The 16,037-nt window shown below is 42.0% G+C and carries 15 protein-coding genes and 1 other annotated feature; of the genes, 13 read left to right on the top strand and 2 right to left on the bottom strand.

The window, feature by feature from the left end:
* Nucleotides 1–27: 27 nt before the first annotated feature.
* The 8 genes from HNP81_RS04860 to pheA all read left to right on the top strand — a co-directional run bounded on the left by HNP81_RS04860 (nt 28) and on the right by pheA (nt 6,891).
* On the top strand, nt 28–1,515 hold the full coding sequence (locus HNP81_RS04860) for an Rne/Rng family ribonuclease (RefSeq protein WP_182501768.1): 1,488 nt from the start codon (nt 28–30) through the stop codon (nt 1,513–1,515).
* Nucleotides 1,516–1,557: 42 nt separating this feature from the next.
* Nucleotides 1,558–1,639 (top strand) — a sequence feature (ribosomal protein L21 leader region).
* A gap of 13 nt (nt 1,640–1,652) precedes the next feature.
* Nucleotides 1,653–1,961, top strand: a complete 309-nt coding sequence (rplU, locus tag HNP81_RS04855) for a 50S ribosomal protein L21 (protein ID WP_028392079.1) — start codon at nt 1,653–1,655, stop codon at nt 1,959–1,961.
* An 11-nt stretch (nt 1,962–1,972) separates the two neighbouring features.
* Nucleotides 1,973–2,302, top strand: coding sequence for a ribosomal-processing cysteine protease Prp (locus HNP81_RS04850; RefSeq protein ID WP_182501767.1), 330 nt, complete (start codon nt 1,973–1,975; stop codon nt 2,300–2,302).
* A gap of 15 nt (nt 2,303–2,317) precedes the next feature.
* Nucleotides 2,318–2,608: a 50S ribosomal protein L27 gene (rpmA, locus tag HNP81_RS04845; RefSeq protein WP_028392077.1), complete on the top strand. Its 291-nt coding sequence runs from the start codon at nt 2,318–2,320 to the stop codon at nt 2,606–2,608.
* 467 nt (nt 2,609–3,075) lie between these two features.
* The gene (locus HNP81_RS04840) at nt 3,076–3,633 is read left to right on the top strand and encodes a Spo0B C-terminal domain-containing protein (protein WP_182501766.1); all 558 of its coding nucleotides are present in this window, start codon (nt 3,076–3,078) and stop codon (nt 3,631–3,633) included.
* A 30-nt stretch (nt 3,634–3,663) separates the two neighbouring features.
* Nucleotides 3,664–4,953, top strand: coding sequence for a GTPase ObgE (gene obgE / locus HNP81_RS04835; protein WP_028392075.1), 1,290 nt, complete (start codon nt 3,664–3,666; stop codon nt 4,951–4,953).
* Nucleotides 4,954–5,257: 304 nt separating this feature from the next.
* The gene (gene thrR, locus HNP81_RS04830) at nt 5,258–5,710 is read left to right on the top strand and encodes a transcriptional regulator ThrR (protein ID WP_028392074.1); all 453 of its coding nucleotides are present in this window, start codon (nt 5,258–5,260) and stop codon (nt 5,708–5,710) included.
* 305 nt (nt 5,711–6,015) lie between these two features.
* Nucleotides 6,016–6,891, top strand: a complete 876-nt coding sequence (pheA, locus tag HNP81_RS04825; protein ID WP_182501765.1) for a prephenate dehydratase — start codon at nt 6,016–6,018, stop codon at nt 6,889–6,891.
* Nucleotides 6,892–7,007: 116 nt separating this feature from the next.
* Here the strand turns inward: pheA and HNP81_RS04820 are convergent, their stop codons facing one another.
* Together HNP81_RS04820 and HNP81_RS04815 are read right to left on the bottom strand one after the other, a co-directional pair.
* Nucleotides 7,008–7,541: a transcription repressor NadR gene (locus HNP81_RS04820; RefSeq protein ID WP_182501764.1), complete on the bottom strand. Its 534-nt coding sequence runs from the start codon at nt 7,539–7,541 to the stop codon at nt 7,008–7,010.
* A 69-nt stretch (nt 7,542–7,610) separates the two neighbouring features.
* Nucleotides 7,611–8,738: an IscS subfamily cysteine desulfurase gene (locus tag HNP81_RS04815; RefSeq protein ID WP_182501763.1), complete on the bottom strand. Its 1,128-nt coding sequence runs from the start codon at nt 8,736–8,738 to the stop codon at nt 7,611–7,613.
* A gap of 115 nt (nt 8,739–8,853) precedes the next feature.
* Between HNP81_RS04815 and nadB the strand changes: the two genes are divergently transcribed.
* The 5 genes from nadB (at nt 8,854) to HNP81_RS04790 (ending at nt 15,951) form a co-directional block, all read left to right on the top strand.
* Nucleotides 8,854–10,437, top strand: a complete 1,584-nt coding sequence (gene nadB, locus HNP81_RS04810) for an L-aspartate oxidase (RefSeq protein ID WP_182501762.1) — start codon at nt 8,854–8,856, stop codon at nt 10,435–10,437.
* The gene (gene nadC, locus HNP81_RS04805; protein ID WP_182501761.1) at nt 10,418–11,266 is read left to right on the top strand and encodes a carboxylating nicotinate-nucleotide diphosphorylase; all 849 of its coding nucleotides are present in this window, start codon (nt 10,418–10,420) and stop codon (nt 11,264–11,266) included. Before nadB ends, nadC begins: the two co-directional genes overlap by 20 nt.
* Nucleotides 11,266–12,372, top strand: a complete 1,107-nt coding sequence (nadA, locus tag HNP81_RS04800) for a quinolinate synthase NadA (protein ID WP_182501760.1) — start codon at nt 11,266–11,268, stop codon at nt 12,370–12,372. Before nadC ends, nadA begins: the two co-directional genes overlap by 1 nt.
* A 323-nt stretch (nt 12,373–12,695) precedes the next feature.
* Nucleotides 12,696–14,999, top strand: coding sequence for a SafA/ExsA family spore coat assembly protein (gene safA / locus HNP81_RS24225; protein ID WP_182501759.1), 2,304 nt, complete (start codon nt 12,696–12,698; stop codon nt 14,997–14,999).
* The gene (locus tag HNP81_RS04790; RefSeq protein WP_182501758.1) at nt 14,944–15,951 is read left to right on the top strand and encodes a phosphotransferase; all 1,008 of its coding nucleotides are present in this window, start codon (nt 14,944–14,946) and stop codon (nt 15,949–15,951) included. Before safA ends, HNP81_RS04790 begins: the two co-directional genes overlap by 56 nt.
* Nucleotides 15,952–16,037 lie beyond the last annotated feature (86 nt).

The raw sequence follows: 16,037 nt of genomic DNA, 5'->3' as shown, positions 1-16,037 counted from the left end.
TCACACATTGTTTGAAGGGATTTTATCATGAAAAAGCTAATTGCCAATCTATCTACACGAGAAAAAAGATACGCATGTATAGAAAATGGACGTATTACTAAATTAGAAATTGAGCCGCCGAAATCTGCTGGTAGTGTCGGTAATATTTACCTTGGTAAAGTGACGAAAGTTCTGCCTGGTATGGAGGCGGCGTTTATTGATTATGGGGAAAAAAAGAGTGGATTTCTGTATCGGGATGAGCTTCCATCTTATCAAGAAGCGAAACGAAAAGGTACACAGAAAAGCTCGATTAGTCAGTACATACGTGAAGGGGAAAAACTGCTTGTTCAAGTGACTCGTGATGAGGCGGGGACAAAAGGAGCAAAGCTGACAGGATTGATTGAGCTTTCGAGCAATCATGTTGTTTATATACATGGAATCGATTATGTCGGTGTGTCTAAAAAATTCAAAAGCTCAGAAAGTCAGAATCAATGGCGAAGCATGGTCCTTACACATAAAAAAGCAGATGAAGGGCTTATTATTCGAACAGCGATGGAAGAAATGAGCGAGGCTGTATTCCTCAAACAGCTAGAAACACAGAGAGAAAACTATGCTCAGTTACTCAAAAAAGCTACCTCGTTAAAAAAACCTACTCTTGTGTCGCGCCGAGATTCTTTTTTTGAAAGTATTTTAACAGAAATGTCCCAAGCGCCAAGTGGAGAGCTTTATGTGGATGATTTTACTTGTTTTCAGGAATTGAAAAAATGGCAGCAAGATCATGGAAGTGGCTGGGAGATTTTTTATGAAGCTGGACCGGTCAATATTTTTTCTCATTTAGGCATCGAAAGTGAAGCAGAGCAAGCGTTGAAGAAGTTTGTTTGGTTAAAAAATGGCAGCTATCTTATTTTTGAAGAAACGGAAGCCTTCACAGTTGTTGATGTGAATACGGGCAAGTTTACTGGCAAGGCTGAAAAGGAACAGACGCTTTTTGAAACAAATATGCAAGCGGCAAAAGAGATTGCTCATCAACTGCGACTTCGGAATATTGGTGGAATCATCTTGATTGATTTCATCAATATGAAACAAGTTCAGCACCACCACGCGATTGTTGAGATGCTGAAAACAGAAACGAAACAAGATGAGATGCGTGTTCAGTTACTTGGTTTTACAGAGCTTGGGATTTTCCAATTGACGAGAAAACGGACATCAGCTTCACTAAGCGAAAAATTAACCATGGCTTGCCCTATGTGTCTCGGTACGGGCAAGGTGGATAGCGCAGAAACGGTTGCCTTTCGGCTCGAACGTGAACTGATGGAACATCGGAAGCGTGACGAGGAAGCCGTCTTGATTGAAACAAACGAAGCCGTCTCAACGATCTTGTTTGGAGAACAGGACGCTTATAAGCCGGTGCTTGAAGAGATGCTTCATAAAGAAATTGTTGTTATGATTGTCAAAGGGCATGATCATCGATATGAAATTAAACGATTTGGAACAAAAGCCGAACTTATGAAAGTACGTGAAAATCTATTGACATAATCCATGAATATATGATAGGATTTTACTGTTATGTTTGTAGCACCCGTGCTACAACCGCTCAAAGTAGGTTCACAAGTTTTTGCTTAATGCAAAACGCCTATGATTGGCGAGTCTGAGACATTCAAGGAGGTGCAGGTATGTACGCAATTATTGAAACTGGCGGTAAACAAATTAAAGTAGCAGCTGGCGAAGCAGTTTACATTGAGAAATTAAATGTAGAAGCAGGCGAAACTGTTACATTTGACAAAGTTTTATTCGTAGGTGGCGAAAACGTGAAAGTTGGTGCTCCACTAGTTGACGGCGCTACTGTAACAGGTAAAGTCGAAAAACAAGGGAAACAAAAGAAAATCACTGTTTTCAAATACAAATCGAAGAAGAACTACCACAAAAAACAAGGTCATCGTCAACCATACACTAAAGTTGTTATCGAAGCAATCAACGCGTAAGGCTGATTATTATGATTACTGTGACATTTGATGCTCCACAAAATGTAATTAAATCTTTTACAATGAGTGGACATGCTAATTTCGCTAAAAAAGGTTCTGATCTTGTTTGTGCAGGGGCATCAGCGGTTTCCTTCGGGGCGCTTAATGCCATTATGTCTTTAACAGATATAAAACCTGAGATTGAGCAAGGAAAAGACGGTGGATATCTTCGCTGTATTATTCCGGATTCCATTTCGGATGAATCACAGGAGAAGGTACAGCTGCTCTTAAACAGTATGCTTATATCGCTTCAGACGATCGAACGTGATTACGGAAAATACATGAAAATTATCCTCAAGTAATAGGAGGTGGAACATATGTTAAGATTAGACTTACAGTTCTTTGCTTCCAAAAAGGGAGTAGGTTCAACAAAAAACGGTCGTGACTCACAATCAAAGCGTTTAGGCGCTAAACGTGCAGATGGTCAATTCGTATCTGGTGGTTCTATTCTATACCGCCAACGCGGAACGAAAATCTACCCGGGTGAAAACGTTGGACGTGGTGGAGATGATACTCTATTCGCGAAAGTGGACGGAGTAGTTAAATTCGAACGTTTCGGACGTGACCGTAAAAAAGTAAGCGTGTATCCAGTTGCACAAGAAGCATAATCCTTGCATCTTTGAATAAGATGCTTTGCTTTAAAGGGTCTGATTCCTTCTATAATCACAATATATCGCGACATTTGCATGAATGGTTTGCTTTATATCGTGAAGAAGGGGTCTGACCCTTTTTTATAATTGAAAAATGATTGAACATGCTCTGCCATCGTCCAAAGAACTTATATGTATGTGTTGGCTATATTATTAAGTTGCGAAGGTCCGCCCCATGTCTTTCATACAAAAAGAGTTTTTTGGAAGGTGGTTCATGTAAGGATAATAATCAACCTCCTACTAACCGCACTTTGCGAATATTTGATATAATGAATAGAAAAGCGGAAGGCGCCTGTTTATCAGCGACAAGCAGAAGCACCTTAAGTTTTACGCTAATTACTAATTAAAATACGTGAGAAGTGCAGCTATTATCCATTTAGAAATACATGACAGAGCCTATGACGAAATAGCAGGAGTAATCATTTATGGAAAAAGATTGGACAACCGTTGAAATTTTACGTCATTCACGACATGACTGGCTGAATAAAATTCAATTAATAAAAGGGAACCTGGAACTAAGCAAACCCGACCGTGTGAAAGCAATCATTGATGATATCATACTAGTAGCTAGGCATGAGGCAAAGATATCCAGTATTGACATGCCTAAATTTAGCGAGCTTTTGCTGACTGCTAATTGGAGATTTCGTGTGTTTCAGAGTGAATTCGAAGTAATTGATATGGTGCAGGGTACGAGCGTGATGGATCAAATGATGTACGATTGGACAATGAATTTTTTTCATTTTCTTGAAGAACAGCTGGATGCTTATAGCGAAAATAGATTATTAATCAGCATATATAAAAATGAAAGTACCGATTTAATCCGATTTTCCTTTGATTTACAGGGAAAGATAAAAGATGTAGCCTTAGTGACTGAGTTTTTGCGGAATTCGTCAAAAGATAACCAGACGATTGATTTTGAGGAAACAACAGAGCAAATGTTTTACTTTACTATGGATATCAATAGGAAACAGAAGACATCTTAGGATTACATACAGAGATAAGGAAGTGATAGCATGTTTATCGATCAAACCAAAGTATTTGTAAAAGGTGGAGATGGTGGGAACGGAATCGTTGCTTACCGAAGAGAAAAATATGTACCAATGGGCGGACCGGCTGGAGGAGATGGCGGGCACGGCGCGAATGTTGTGTTTGAAGTGGAAGAAGGATTACGGACGCTAATGGATTTCCGTTATCAACGTCATTTCAAAGCACCGCGTGGTGAACACGGCATGTCCAAAAATATGCACGGCAAAAACGCTAGTGATATGATTGTTAAAGTACCACCAGGTACAGTTGTCATGGACGATGATACAAAAGAGGTCATTGCTGATTTAGTTGAACATGGTCAACGTGCAATTATCGCAAAAGGCGGACGTGGCGGACGTGGGAACTCCCGCTTTGCAAGTCCATCCAATCCGGCTCCGGAGATTGCTGAAAATGGTGAACCAGGGCAAGAACGGAATATTATTCTTGAGCTTAAATTACTTGCTGATGTAGGGCTAGTTGGCTTCCCAAGTGTTGGGAAATCAACCTTGCTTTCGGTTGTTTCTGCTGCACGTCCGAAAATTGCTGAATATCATTTCACTACGATTGTTCCGAATCTTGGTATGGTTGAAACTGAAGATGGTCGTAGCTTTGTTATGGCTGACTTGCCTGGATTAATTGAAGGAGCTTCTGAGGGTGTTGGTCTCGGACATCAATTTTTACGTCATATTGAAAGAACGCGTGTCATCGTACACGTTATTGATATGTCAGGACTAGAAGGTAGAGATCCTTACGAAGATTATCTAACGATTAATAAAGAGCTTCAAGAATACAATCTCAGACTTACTGAGCGTCCACAAATCATCGTTGCAAGTAAGATGGATATGCCTGATTCAGAAGAAAATCTGCAGATCTTTAAAGAAAAATTGACAGAAGACTATCCAATCTTCCCGATTTCAGCTGTTACACGTGAAGGAATTCGCGAGCTTGTATATGCTGTTGCAGATAAAATCGAGGAAACACCAGAATTCCCTCTTGAGCATGAAGAGGAAGAGACAGGTGTTCATCGCGTCATGTACAAGCATGAAGTGGCACAAGATGAATTTGAAATTACTCGTGAGTCTGACGGAAGCTTTAATGTTTCTGGCTTTAAAATCGAACGCCTATTCAAAATGACGGATTTCACCCGCGATGAATCGGTTCGCCGTTTTGCAAGACAGCTACGTACTTTCGGTGTGGATGAAGCATTACGCTCACGTGGAGCGACAAATGGAGTGACTGTTCGAATACTGGAATATGAATTTGAGTTTGTTGAATAAAGTGAAACTTCAATCGGTGGGGGCTTCATTCCCCGCTGATTGTTAGTCCGGTTCTACTGTCGCTAAGATCTTCGCATTCGCTTCGATCAATCGACAGTACGAAAATCCTATTCAATGAATCACAGTCTAAGTGCGCCGCGTCCTGCGGCAACGTCTGTGTGACCTACATCCTGTGGGCCTCAACAAAACCGCTGAAGTTCACATCGGTAGGGTTTCACTGTATCTCACCAAACGGGGTCTTACTGCCCGTTAATGCGAGATAAAGACAAAAATATTTTAACGTCATAAAGTTGGAGGTGCGCGCATGGCGAACAAAATTGATAAAAAATTCTACTTAGTTAGAGAAGATGTGCTGCCGGAAGCGATGAAGAAAACACTGGATGCGAAAGAAATGATTGAAAGAGGCAAAGCTGAATCAGTCTGGGAAGCCGTCCAACGGGTAGATTTAAGTAGAAGTGCTTATTATAAATATCGTGATACCGTTTTTCCATTTCATACGATTGTAAAGGAAAAATTGGTTACATTATTCTTTTATCTGGAAGATCGCTCCGGAACTTTATCAGAGTTGCTGCGTGTCGTCGCATCATCTGGCTGTAACGTGTTAACTATTCACCAAACGATTCCTCTACAAGGTCGAGCCAATGTAACTTTATCACTCGATGCAAGTGCGATGAAGGTTGGAGTGGATGAAATGATGACAAATTTCAGGAAAATGGAATTCGTCGAAAGGGTAGAAGTATTAGGATCTGGTACGTGATTGGCTATCCCATGCATATTGTGCGTGGGTTTTTTTCTATAGATTGACGCATAAATTCAGCTCCGGTGTGCAATACTTAAATCCCGCTCGCAGAGTATCGATTCCGGCACGCAAACCCTTCAATCTGGCGCTTGTAAAGCTGGAAAATGGAAGTTTTATCCCTGATCAATGACAAAATTCGATGCATATTCTTAATTTCATACATTTAATTTTTGTTTTTCCACCCTTTTGTTGCAAAACTATTGTAAAATATCAGAATATATCATAAGATAAACATTATTTTCGTGAAAAAGGAGTTATTTTACATGACATATGAAATTGCTTTCTTGGGTCCAAAGGCAACTTTCACGGATTTAGCGGTTTCTAAGCTATTTCCTGATGCAAATAAAATACCGATGCCGACGATTCTTGACTGTCTAGATGCAGTTGAAAAAGGAGAGGTGGAACTTGCTCTCGTTCCGATTGAAAATGCGTTGGAAGGTTCGGTTAACATCACGATTGATTATTTAACCCATGAAGCACAGTTGCCGATACGGGGAGAAATTATTATTCCGATTCAGCAGCATTATATGGTTCATCCTAATCATAGTGATCCTGCATTTAAACCGGATATCGTTTACTCTCACTCCCATGCGATCGCGCAATGTCATAAATTTTTGCACCGTGAGTTGAAAGGGATTCCTTATGAATATACAACGTCAACGGCTGCGGCAGCAAAAATGGTTAAAGAGAATCCAGAGCGGAAAATTGCGGCGATTGCTAATGAGATGGCAGCAGAAGAGTACGGACTTGTCATCACGAATCATAATATTCATGATTATTCCCATAATCATACGAAGTTCGTTGTCGTTTCTCATAAAGATGTAGCGTATCGTGGACATATGGCGGTAGAAGGTGGCAAGAAAACGACGCTTATGGTCACGCTGCCAGCGGATTATACGGGGGCGCTGCATCAAGTGTTATCTGCATTTGCTTGGAGGAAGTTGAATCTTTCCAAAATCGAGTCTCGACCAATGAAAACGGGTCTTGGCGACTATCTCTTTATTATTGATGTAGAAATGGCGATGGACGAAGTGTTGATTCCAGGAACGATTGCTGAGTTAGAGGCTTTAGGTTGCAAAGTGTCTGTTCTAGGCTCCTATCCTAGCTTCTCTGTTAAAAGTAGCGTCATGCAGAAATGAGTTGAATGGTGCTGTACATGCAAAGGGTCAGACCTCGCAATAACTAAATACAGTAATAGATAAAATACACTACTTACTGATTTAGAGTGCGAGTTCAGACCTTTAGGAGACATCCTTTAATCAATGAGGATGTTTGCTTTCTTTAGCGCTGCCTCTGCTTCATTGAGTAGTTCTTCTGAAGATGCGGCAATGGTATGTAAATGAATACCGTTCGTCAATTCGGACAAGTAGGCGGCTTTCGTCTTTGACACCTTCTCTAAAAATTGCTGAACTTCCTTGCGATTGGTCACCATAATGGAAGCAGTCAAATCGCCGTACACAGGATGTTCAACTTTTACATCCTTTACCATAATACCTAGATCAACAAGCAGATTTAATTCTATTTCAGTGAGTGATGGGTCATGATTGCATGCGACAGTCCGTTCATGCATGATTGGCTTTTTTGTTTGCAAATATATATAGCCTTGACTCGTGGCGACGATTGGCTCATTTCTTGCTTTTAGCAAGGTAATATCGCTCACAATAACTTGTCGGCTTACATTCGTCATTTTCGAGAGTGCGCTTCCTGTGATCGGTTGAGCTGATGTTTGTAATAAACTCAGTAATTTTTCCCGTCTTTCTTCCCCTAACAATTTCTTTCTGTCTGTCATTGTACCGCTCCTTAGCGTAATTATCGATATCCTAAGTTTATCATAAGAGACTCCTAAACCGTAATCTTGTTATGAAACCGTAATAATTTCAATGATACATTGACAAAGATTTTGAACATCTTTCTCCGTAGTGTGTTTGCCAAAAGAAATCCGTATGAGCTGATGTGCCTCTTCTTCTGATTTTCCAAGTGCAATCATCGTTTTTGAAGGCTCTTGCTTGCCGATTTGGCAAGCACTTCCTGTTGATATACAAAACCCCATTCGATTTAACTCTAGCATCATATATTGGCCTTGTAATCCTCTACACGTAAGCGCAAGAATGTATGGGGATTGGTAGGACGATTCAATAACTTGAACATCCACGTCATGTTCAAAAAGCTGATTCAAGCAAAGATCGCGTAATGTTTTCACACGACTGAACTCTTGACTTTGTTGATCTACGAATGCATTTGCTGCCGTAATAAAGGCGGCAATGCCAGGAACGTTGACCGTTCCAGCGCGAAAGCCCGCTTCATGCGTCATGTTTGGAATCGGTGGGGTCAGCTCACCGATTTTCGGAAAAATGACGGCGCCAACGCCCTTTGGTCCATAGACCTTATGACTGGAAATACTGATGCTATCACAAAGCGCACAAATGGTTTGAAGCGGAAATTTCCCAAATGATTGTACACAATCGACATGTAGGAAAATTCCTCGTTCCTGCGTAATCTGGCCGATTTCTATAATCGGCTGAATGACGCCAGTCTCAGAGTTGACGTGCTGAACAATGACCATACATGTCTGTTCGTTCATATTGTCATATAGATGTTCCAAATCAATTCTTCCATCGGCTAAATGCTGTAAATATGTTATTTCATAGCCTGTTTCATCTGCAAGTTTTTTCACATAATTTGCTAACGAAGCGTGTTCAGTTTGGCTGATCATGATATGATTTTTTGCTCGGTTTCGTGAAGCTAAAAAAGTCTCTATGGCGAGGATATTGCTTTCAGTTCCACCACTTGTAAATACGACACTTTCTTTTCTGACACCAAGAATATCGGCAAGTTGTTGCCGGGATAAATCGAGGAGCCCAGAAGCATTGGTACCGATGTCATGAAGGCTTGTGCTATTGCCGAAGTAACGTTGTGAAGCTTCGATCCAAATTTTCTGTGCATCAGAATCGATTGGCGTTGTTGCTGCATAGTCAAAATATCTCAATATATCCACATCCATTTTGTTAATTAAATAGACTGCTAGAAAAAAACTCTTGTAAATCATTAAATAGTATGTAAAGATATGTGTCAAGACATCTGTTTATACAGGAGGCGGAAGTATGGACCCGGTGGATGTACTGATAGTCGGTAGTGGTGTTGCTGCTTTGCAGACAGCGTTTACAGTTAGCAAGACTAAACATGTGATACTCATCACAAAATCAGAATTAAGACAAAGTAATTCCTACTTAGCTCAAGGTGGCGTTGCTTGTGCCATCGCCAATGACGATAAACCTGAGCTACATAAAATAGATACAGTCTGCGCTGGTCGCAATTACAATAATCGACTTGCTGTTGACAAGCTTGTAAACGAAGGTCCTGTCGTAATGCAAGAGCTCATGCATTCAGGAATGGTGTTTGATTGTAATGAACATGGTTTGCCATTGCTAGGGCTAGAAGGAGCGCACAGCCAAAGAAGGATTCTCCATCGTCATGGTGATGCAACAGGAAAGCATCTGATGGAACATTATCTAAAGCGCTTAGCCAAATCTTCCATACACGTGATGGAGCATACAGCGGCGATTGAATTAATTCTCGGCGAGGACGACTCATGTATCGGCGTCAAAACGATGAGCAAAGAAGGAAAAATAAACTCCATTTATGCGAAAGCGGTTGTTTTGGCAACTGGGGGCTGTGGATCATTATTTCAATTTACTTCCAATTCACCGACTGTGAGCGGTGATGGCATTGCATTAGCATTTAAAGCAGGAGCAAGAATTCGAGATATGGAATTCATTCAATTTCATCCAACCTTGCTTTATATAAATGGCAAAACAGTAGGACTTGTGTCAGAAGCTGTTCGGGGAGAAGGAGCAGAGTTAGTTTCAGAGTCAGGGAAGCGAATAATGAACGATGTGCATCCCCAAAAGGAGCTGGCTCCCCGCCATATTGTCGCACAAACAATTTATGCTTATTTGAAAAATGGTGAACAAGTCTATCTAGACATTTCGATGATTGCTGATTTCAAAAAAAGATTTCCCACCATTGCTGCGCTTTGTGAAAACAATGGACAGGATTTAACCAAGGCAAGAATTCCGGTTGCGCCAGGAAATCATTTTTTAATGGGTGGCATTGAAGTTGATGAATGGGGAAGAACGTCCGTCAAAGGGTTATATGCAGTAGGTGAAGTCGCTTGTACAGGCGTTCACGGTGCGAACCGTCTTGCGAGCAATTCTCTGCTTGAAGGACTCGTTTTTGGAAAGTCTGTTGGCCGGTATCTTGCAGAAGCACCTGAACGTGTTTTGCCTATTGAAAAAAAGCAAACAAAACGAGCGCTATCACATTTAATTTTACCTAATCTAACAGTTATACAAGCAAATATAATGAATGATGCGGGAATCGTCCGTAATCAAGCAAAACTTTCCAGACTCCTATCGTGGCTGGAATCATTCAATATAGAAGCATTATTGTTTGTTGATGTGACACAACTCGCTTTACGTGATATCGAAAAAATCAACGCGGTCATCGTGTCATGGTTGATTGCATACTCAGCAATCGAGCGAACGGAAAGTAGAGGCGGTCATTTCAGAACAGACTATCCGTTTGAACATGATGAGGATTGGCGTGAGGAATCAGTTGTGCTTGACCGGAATCGAGCCATCCATCAATTGAAAGGTCGGGAGCTATATGAACAAATTAAAGCTTAAGCAAATATTAGAAGCATTTTTCATCGAAGACATCGGTGATCGAGATGTGACGAGTGATATATTGTTTGCTAAAGATGAGCGTGGCACATTAACTTTTTTAGCGAAGGAAAAAGGTGTTTTTTCGGGAAGTGATGTGATTAAGACCGGCTTTTCGTTACTAGATGAGCATGTGTTTATTGAGCTTTTCGTACAAGATGGCGAAGAATTTGAGGCAGGCTGTACACTTGTTTCCATCACTGGAAACATGGCGGCACTGTTGAAGGGGGAGCGAGTTGTTCTTAATTTAGTGCAAAGAATGTCTAGTATTGCTACGGCATCTAAGCAAGCTTGTACCCTATTAGAAGGAACGGAGACGAAAGCGTGTGATACACGAAAAACAACGCCAGGCTTAAGGATGCTAGAAAAATATGCAGTCCGTTCTGGCGGAGCATTTAATCATCGCTACGGGTTATATGATGCTGTCATGATTAAGGATAATCATATTTCCTTCGCTGGTTCGATTACGAAAGCAGTTGAAATTGTGAAATCGAAGCTTGGTCATACGATAAAAATTGAAGTAGAAACAGAATCGGCAGAGCAAGTAAGAGAAGCCGTTGCAGCCGGCGCTGATATTATTATGTTTGATAATAGAACGCCAGAAGAAATTGCTGAGCTTGTTAAACTCGTGCCACCCCATATTATAACGGAAGCATCTGGGGGGATCACCTTAAATACATTGGCATTATACCGCCAAACAAATGTTGATTTTATTTCTCTAGGTTGTCTGACCCATAGTGTTCGGGCATTGGATATAAGCGCAAAAGTAATGGAATGTAAGGAGGCTCTCTAATGAGTATTCTAGATTTGGTACAAGCATCAACAAGTGTTTTACCTGATATGTATAAAACGATGTCAAACGAACAAATGGAAGCTCGTGTTTGGGAAATTAAAAAAGAACTTGGCGGACGATTATTTATTCCTGGTCATCACTATCAGCGTGAGGAAGTGATTCAGTTCGCCGATGTAACAGGCGATTCCTTACAATTGGCACAACTTGCTGCCAAAAACCGTGAGGCGGAATCGATCGTGTTTTGCGGCGTTCACTTTATGGCGGAAACGGCTGATATTTTGACAACACGAGAGCAAACGGTCATTTTACCAGATATGAGAGCTGGTTGTTCGATGGCCGATATGGCTGATATCGAGCAAACTGAACGAGCCTGGACAAAGCTACAAGCGATGTACGGAGACACAATTTTGCCGCTTACTTATGTGAATTCAACAGCTGCCATTAAAGCTTTTGTCGGAAAAAATGGTGGTGCGACCGTCACCTCATCGAACGCCAAAGAAATGGTTTCGTGGGCGTTTTCCGAAAAACAAAGAATATTATTTTTACCTGATCAGCATTTAGGAAGAAATACTGCATATGATCTAGGCATCCCTCTAGATAAAATGGCTGTATGGGACCCGCATAAAGATGAATTGATCTATGATGGTAATGTGGAAGATGTTCTTGTGCTATTGTGGAAGGGACATTGTTCTGTTCATGAAAATTTCACAACCAAGAATATAGTAACGTTACGGATAGAGCGTCCAAATATGAATATCATTGTTCATCCTGAATGCCGTAGAGAAGTTGTTGAGATGTCTGACTATGCCGGTTCTACCTCCTATATTATCGATAAAATTGAACAAGCAAGTCCCGGCAGTGAGTGGGCGATTGGCACAGAAATGAATCTTGTCAAACGATTAATCAACAAATATCCAGATAAAAACATTATTTCCTTGAATCCTAATATGTGCCCTTGCCTAACGATGAACCGCATCGATTTACCTCATTTACTCTGGTCATTAGAATCAATTGTAAGTGGAGTTCGGTTTAATCCGATTGAGGTGCCACAAGAAATCGCAAATGATGCTATTCTTGCTTTAAATCGCATGCTTGAGCGTGCGTAAGCTTAAAATATTCTAGCCCCGCCCCTTTTCCGAAAAGAATACCTAAATGGCATTCTCTTCGGAAAAGGGGCGGGGCTTCGCAAAATCACCTCCGCACCGCCACCTTCATAAGGTTATTCGATTTGAGAACCTGAACTTTTTTCATCGTTTTAGTTAGGAGCAGACGCTCAGGATGTTTTTTAGAAAATTTTGCTCTTCCCAAGTGGTGAACGGGATTGCGCTCATAAAAAAGTAATCTCTCGCATAAGTTTTGATGATAATGATAGCAATTTGCCTAACGCTTCATAGTATATATGGACTTATGCATAGGAGGGGTTAACAGCGTGAAAATTCATATAGTCCAAAAAGGTGATACTCTTTGGAAACTTTCAAAGAAATATGGCGTAAGCTTTGAAGAACTTAAGAAGGTAAATTCACATCTTAGCAATCCGGATATGATGATGCCTGGTATGAAAATAAAGATTCCTGGAGCAAGCGGTCATGTCGCGAAAGATGGGCACCATCATGCGAAAATCAATTACGGTACGAAGGCTGGGGCTGTGGAACATCATCCAATCATGAAAGAGCAGCACGCTGTGAAAGAATATCCAATCGTTAAAGAGCAACATATGGTGAAAGAACAACCGATGGTGCAAGCACCTCAAGCGCCTCAAGTGGTAAAGGAACAACCAATCGTAAAAGAACAACCGATCGTAAAAGAGCATCACGTAGTAAAGGAAAAGCCAATCATAAAAGAAAAACCGATTGTGAAGGAAAAAGTAATCGTGAAGGAAAAACCGATTGTAAAAGAAATGCCAATCCCTCAACCGGTTATTCCAGAAATTGATATTAATAACTATTATATGGTCAATATGGCGAATATGAATGTGCAAAAGCCCGTTGTTCAGCCACAAATGCCTGTAATACCTGAAAAGCCAAAACATGTGCTTCCTAGTTATGAAGAAGAGAAGATTGTAGAATCCATGGAAGTGGAGTCTGTGGAGGTAATTATGGAAGAGGAGTGTATGCCTATTACACCGATCATGCCAGGTACTGGTTTTTGTTATCCGCCTCCACCTAATCCTTGGGCCTATCCACATATGCCTGGTATGGTAGCAGGCACGCAAAGCATGCCATGTCCAACTGGTTATGAGTATCCGCAGCAGCCGGTTTACGGGCCAGGATATCCGATGCCGCAAGTTGGATCGCACCACTATCATATGCACGAATCTTCATCTGATGAAATGTATCACCATCCTCATTATTATGGAACCGACAATATACATGGAGTCATGGCCAATCAGCCTTATCATGGTGGTCATCACGTTCCGTATGGAAAACATGAGTCCTCTATGGAGTCTTTTGGCGGCGTGATGGGATCACAGTATCAGCCATATATCCAACCGCAAAAACAAGAATCCGATTGTGGATGTGGCCCAAAACATGTAGCAAAACCATATAATCCGTATCAACCAGGGTATGCCATGGGTCCAGGACATCATCATCAAGCTAACTATCCACAAAATGTAGGTGGATCCTACGAACATGAATCGGTAGAGTCTGATTATTATGATGCTAATATTCCAGTAGCAAAACCAGGATATGGTGGACATTCAAGTCACGGAAGTAATCCGGGATATGGAGACCATTCAGATCACGGAAGTAATCCGGGATTAGGAGGCCAACCAAGCGGAGGAATGTCAGGGTTCGGAGGCCAACCAAGCGGAGGAATGTCAGGGTTCGGAGGCCAACCAAGTGGAGGCATGCCAGGATTCGGAAGCCAACCAAGTGGAGGCATGCCAGGATTTGGAGGTCAACCAAGTGGAGGCATGCCAGGATTCGGAGGTCAACCAAGTGGAGGCATGCCAGGATTCGGAGGCCAACCAAGTGGAGGCATGTCAGGATTAGGAGGCCACCCAAGTGGAGGCATGCCGGGAATGGGAGGTCAACCAAGTGGAGGCATGCCGGGATTCGGAGGTCAACCAAGTGGAGGCATGCCGGGATTCGGAGGTCAACCAAGTGGAGGCATGCCAGGGTTCGGAGGCCACCCAAGTGGAGGCATGCCGGGAATGGGAGGTCAACCAGGTGGAGGCATGCCGGGAATGGGAGGTCAACCAGGTGGAGGCATGCCGGGAATGGGAGGTCAACCAAGTGGAGGTATGCCAGGATTCGGAAGCCAACCAAGTGGAGGCATGCCAGGATTCGGAGGCCAACCAAGCGGAGGCATGCCTGGGTTCCACCCAAGCGAAGGCATGCCGGGAATGGGAGGTCAACCAGGTGGAGGCATGCCGGGAATGGGAGGTCAACCAGGTGGAGGCATGCCAGGATTTGGAGGTCAACCAGGTGGAGGCATGCCGGGAATGGGAGGTCAACCAGGTGGAGGCATGCCAGGAATGGGAGGTCAACCAGGTGGAGGCATGCCAGGATTTGGAGGTCAACCAAGTGGAGGCATGCCAGGATTTGGTCGCAATCCAGAATTCGGCGATTATCCAGCAGTTGATGGTCAACGAGGTAATGGAAGTCAGCCATGGTACGGTGCTCGACCAGATATTACCGGACAGTTTCAACCGGATTTAATGCCAGGAAATGTAAATGCTCCGCAAACGTTTGGACGACCGACATTTGCCGACGAAAGTGATGCATATTAAGGCAACAGGAGACAGTGTATTTTACACTTGTCTCCTCTCTTATTTGCAAAGTCATCAGCTACAGCCATTGAAAATCGAACATTTGCGTAGTTCTGTTTACCTTGTTCAATGTAAGGAGCATTCTTTTATCATGAAAGGGTTTGCTTCGATTGTAGCATTAAACAAGCAAAAAGAATTGACTCAACTTTTAAAAAAGAATGGGTTTACCGATTCCTATTCGTTTTTGGAACATTTACCTGTGTTTGAACATGCCGGCCAAGTATTCGGAGCTATCGAGTACGTCTCACCTTCATCGGACCGCTTTCATTTTAGAAATGAAAAAAATCGGATCGAAGGATTACGCCTACTTCGTACATTTCATAAAAGTACCGGCTCAAACTTAACCAATAAACTCAGCTATTTTAATCAAATAGTTAAATGGGAAGAACGTTTAGGGCTATTTTGTTACAATGAGCCATTTCTCCGCGAGTTAGTTGCTGAACCGATTTTAACTAGTTGGATAAACTGGGCTAAGTGGGCGTTAGCCGGGATGAAACAGCATGAAAATGAGTTAACGGCTGAGAAATCAGTTATCATTCATGGCGATTGTGCCCATCATAATTTTTTAAGAAAACAAGATGGCGAACTTGCCCTGATTGATTTTGACCTGATTGCCTACGGTGCACCGCTCATCGACTATTTGCAATATTGTAGTCGAATCTGGCCCTATTTAGGTGACCCAGCAAAAGAACTATGGTCGTATCCGGAAATCGCAGTCTACAAAGAGAATAAAGCATTTTTATATGCTCTCACATATCCAACCGATATATTACGTGAGTGGAATCGGCTCTGTAAACATCGGGTTTCTAACCATTCAACGCAGATGCATAGCATCTGGAAAATGACAGTTGAACGATTTGCGGAACGGATGAAATTCAATGAAGAAATAGCTGGTATGATTGAATTGCTTTGACAGGAATCCTCTCGTCTGGACGCAACTGACAGTGTAAAAACCGAAGCTGAAATGGAAACTAAAATAGAGCATACTCGCTCATTTTC

It is taken from the genome of Peribacillus huizhouensis (genome assembly GCF_014138605.1).
GTDB lineage: Bacteria > Bacillota > Bacilli > Bacillales > DSM-1321 > Peribacillus > Peribacillus huizhouensis.
This window is presented reverse-complemented; position numbering and strand designations above follow the sequence as displayed.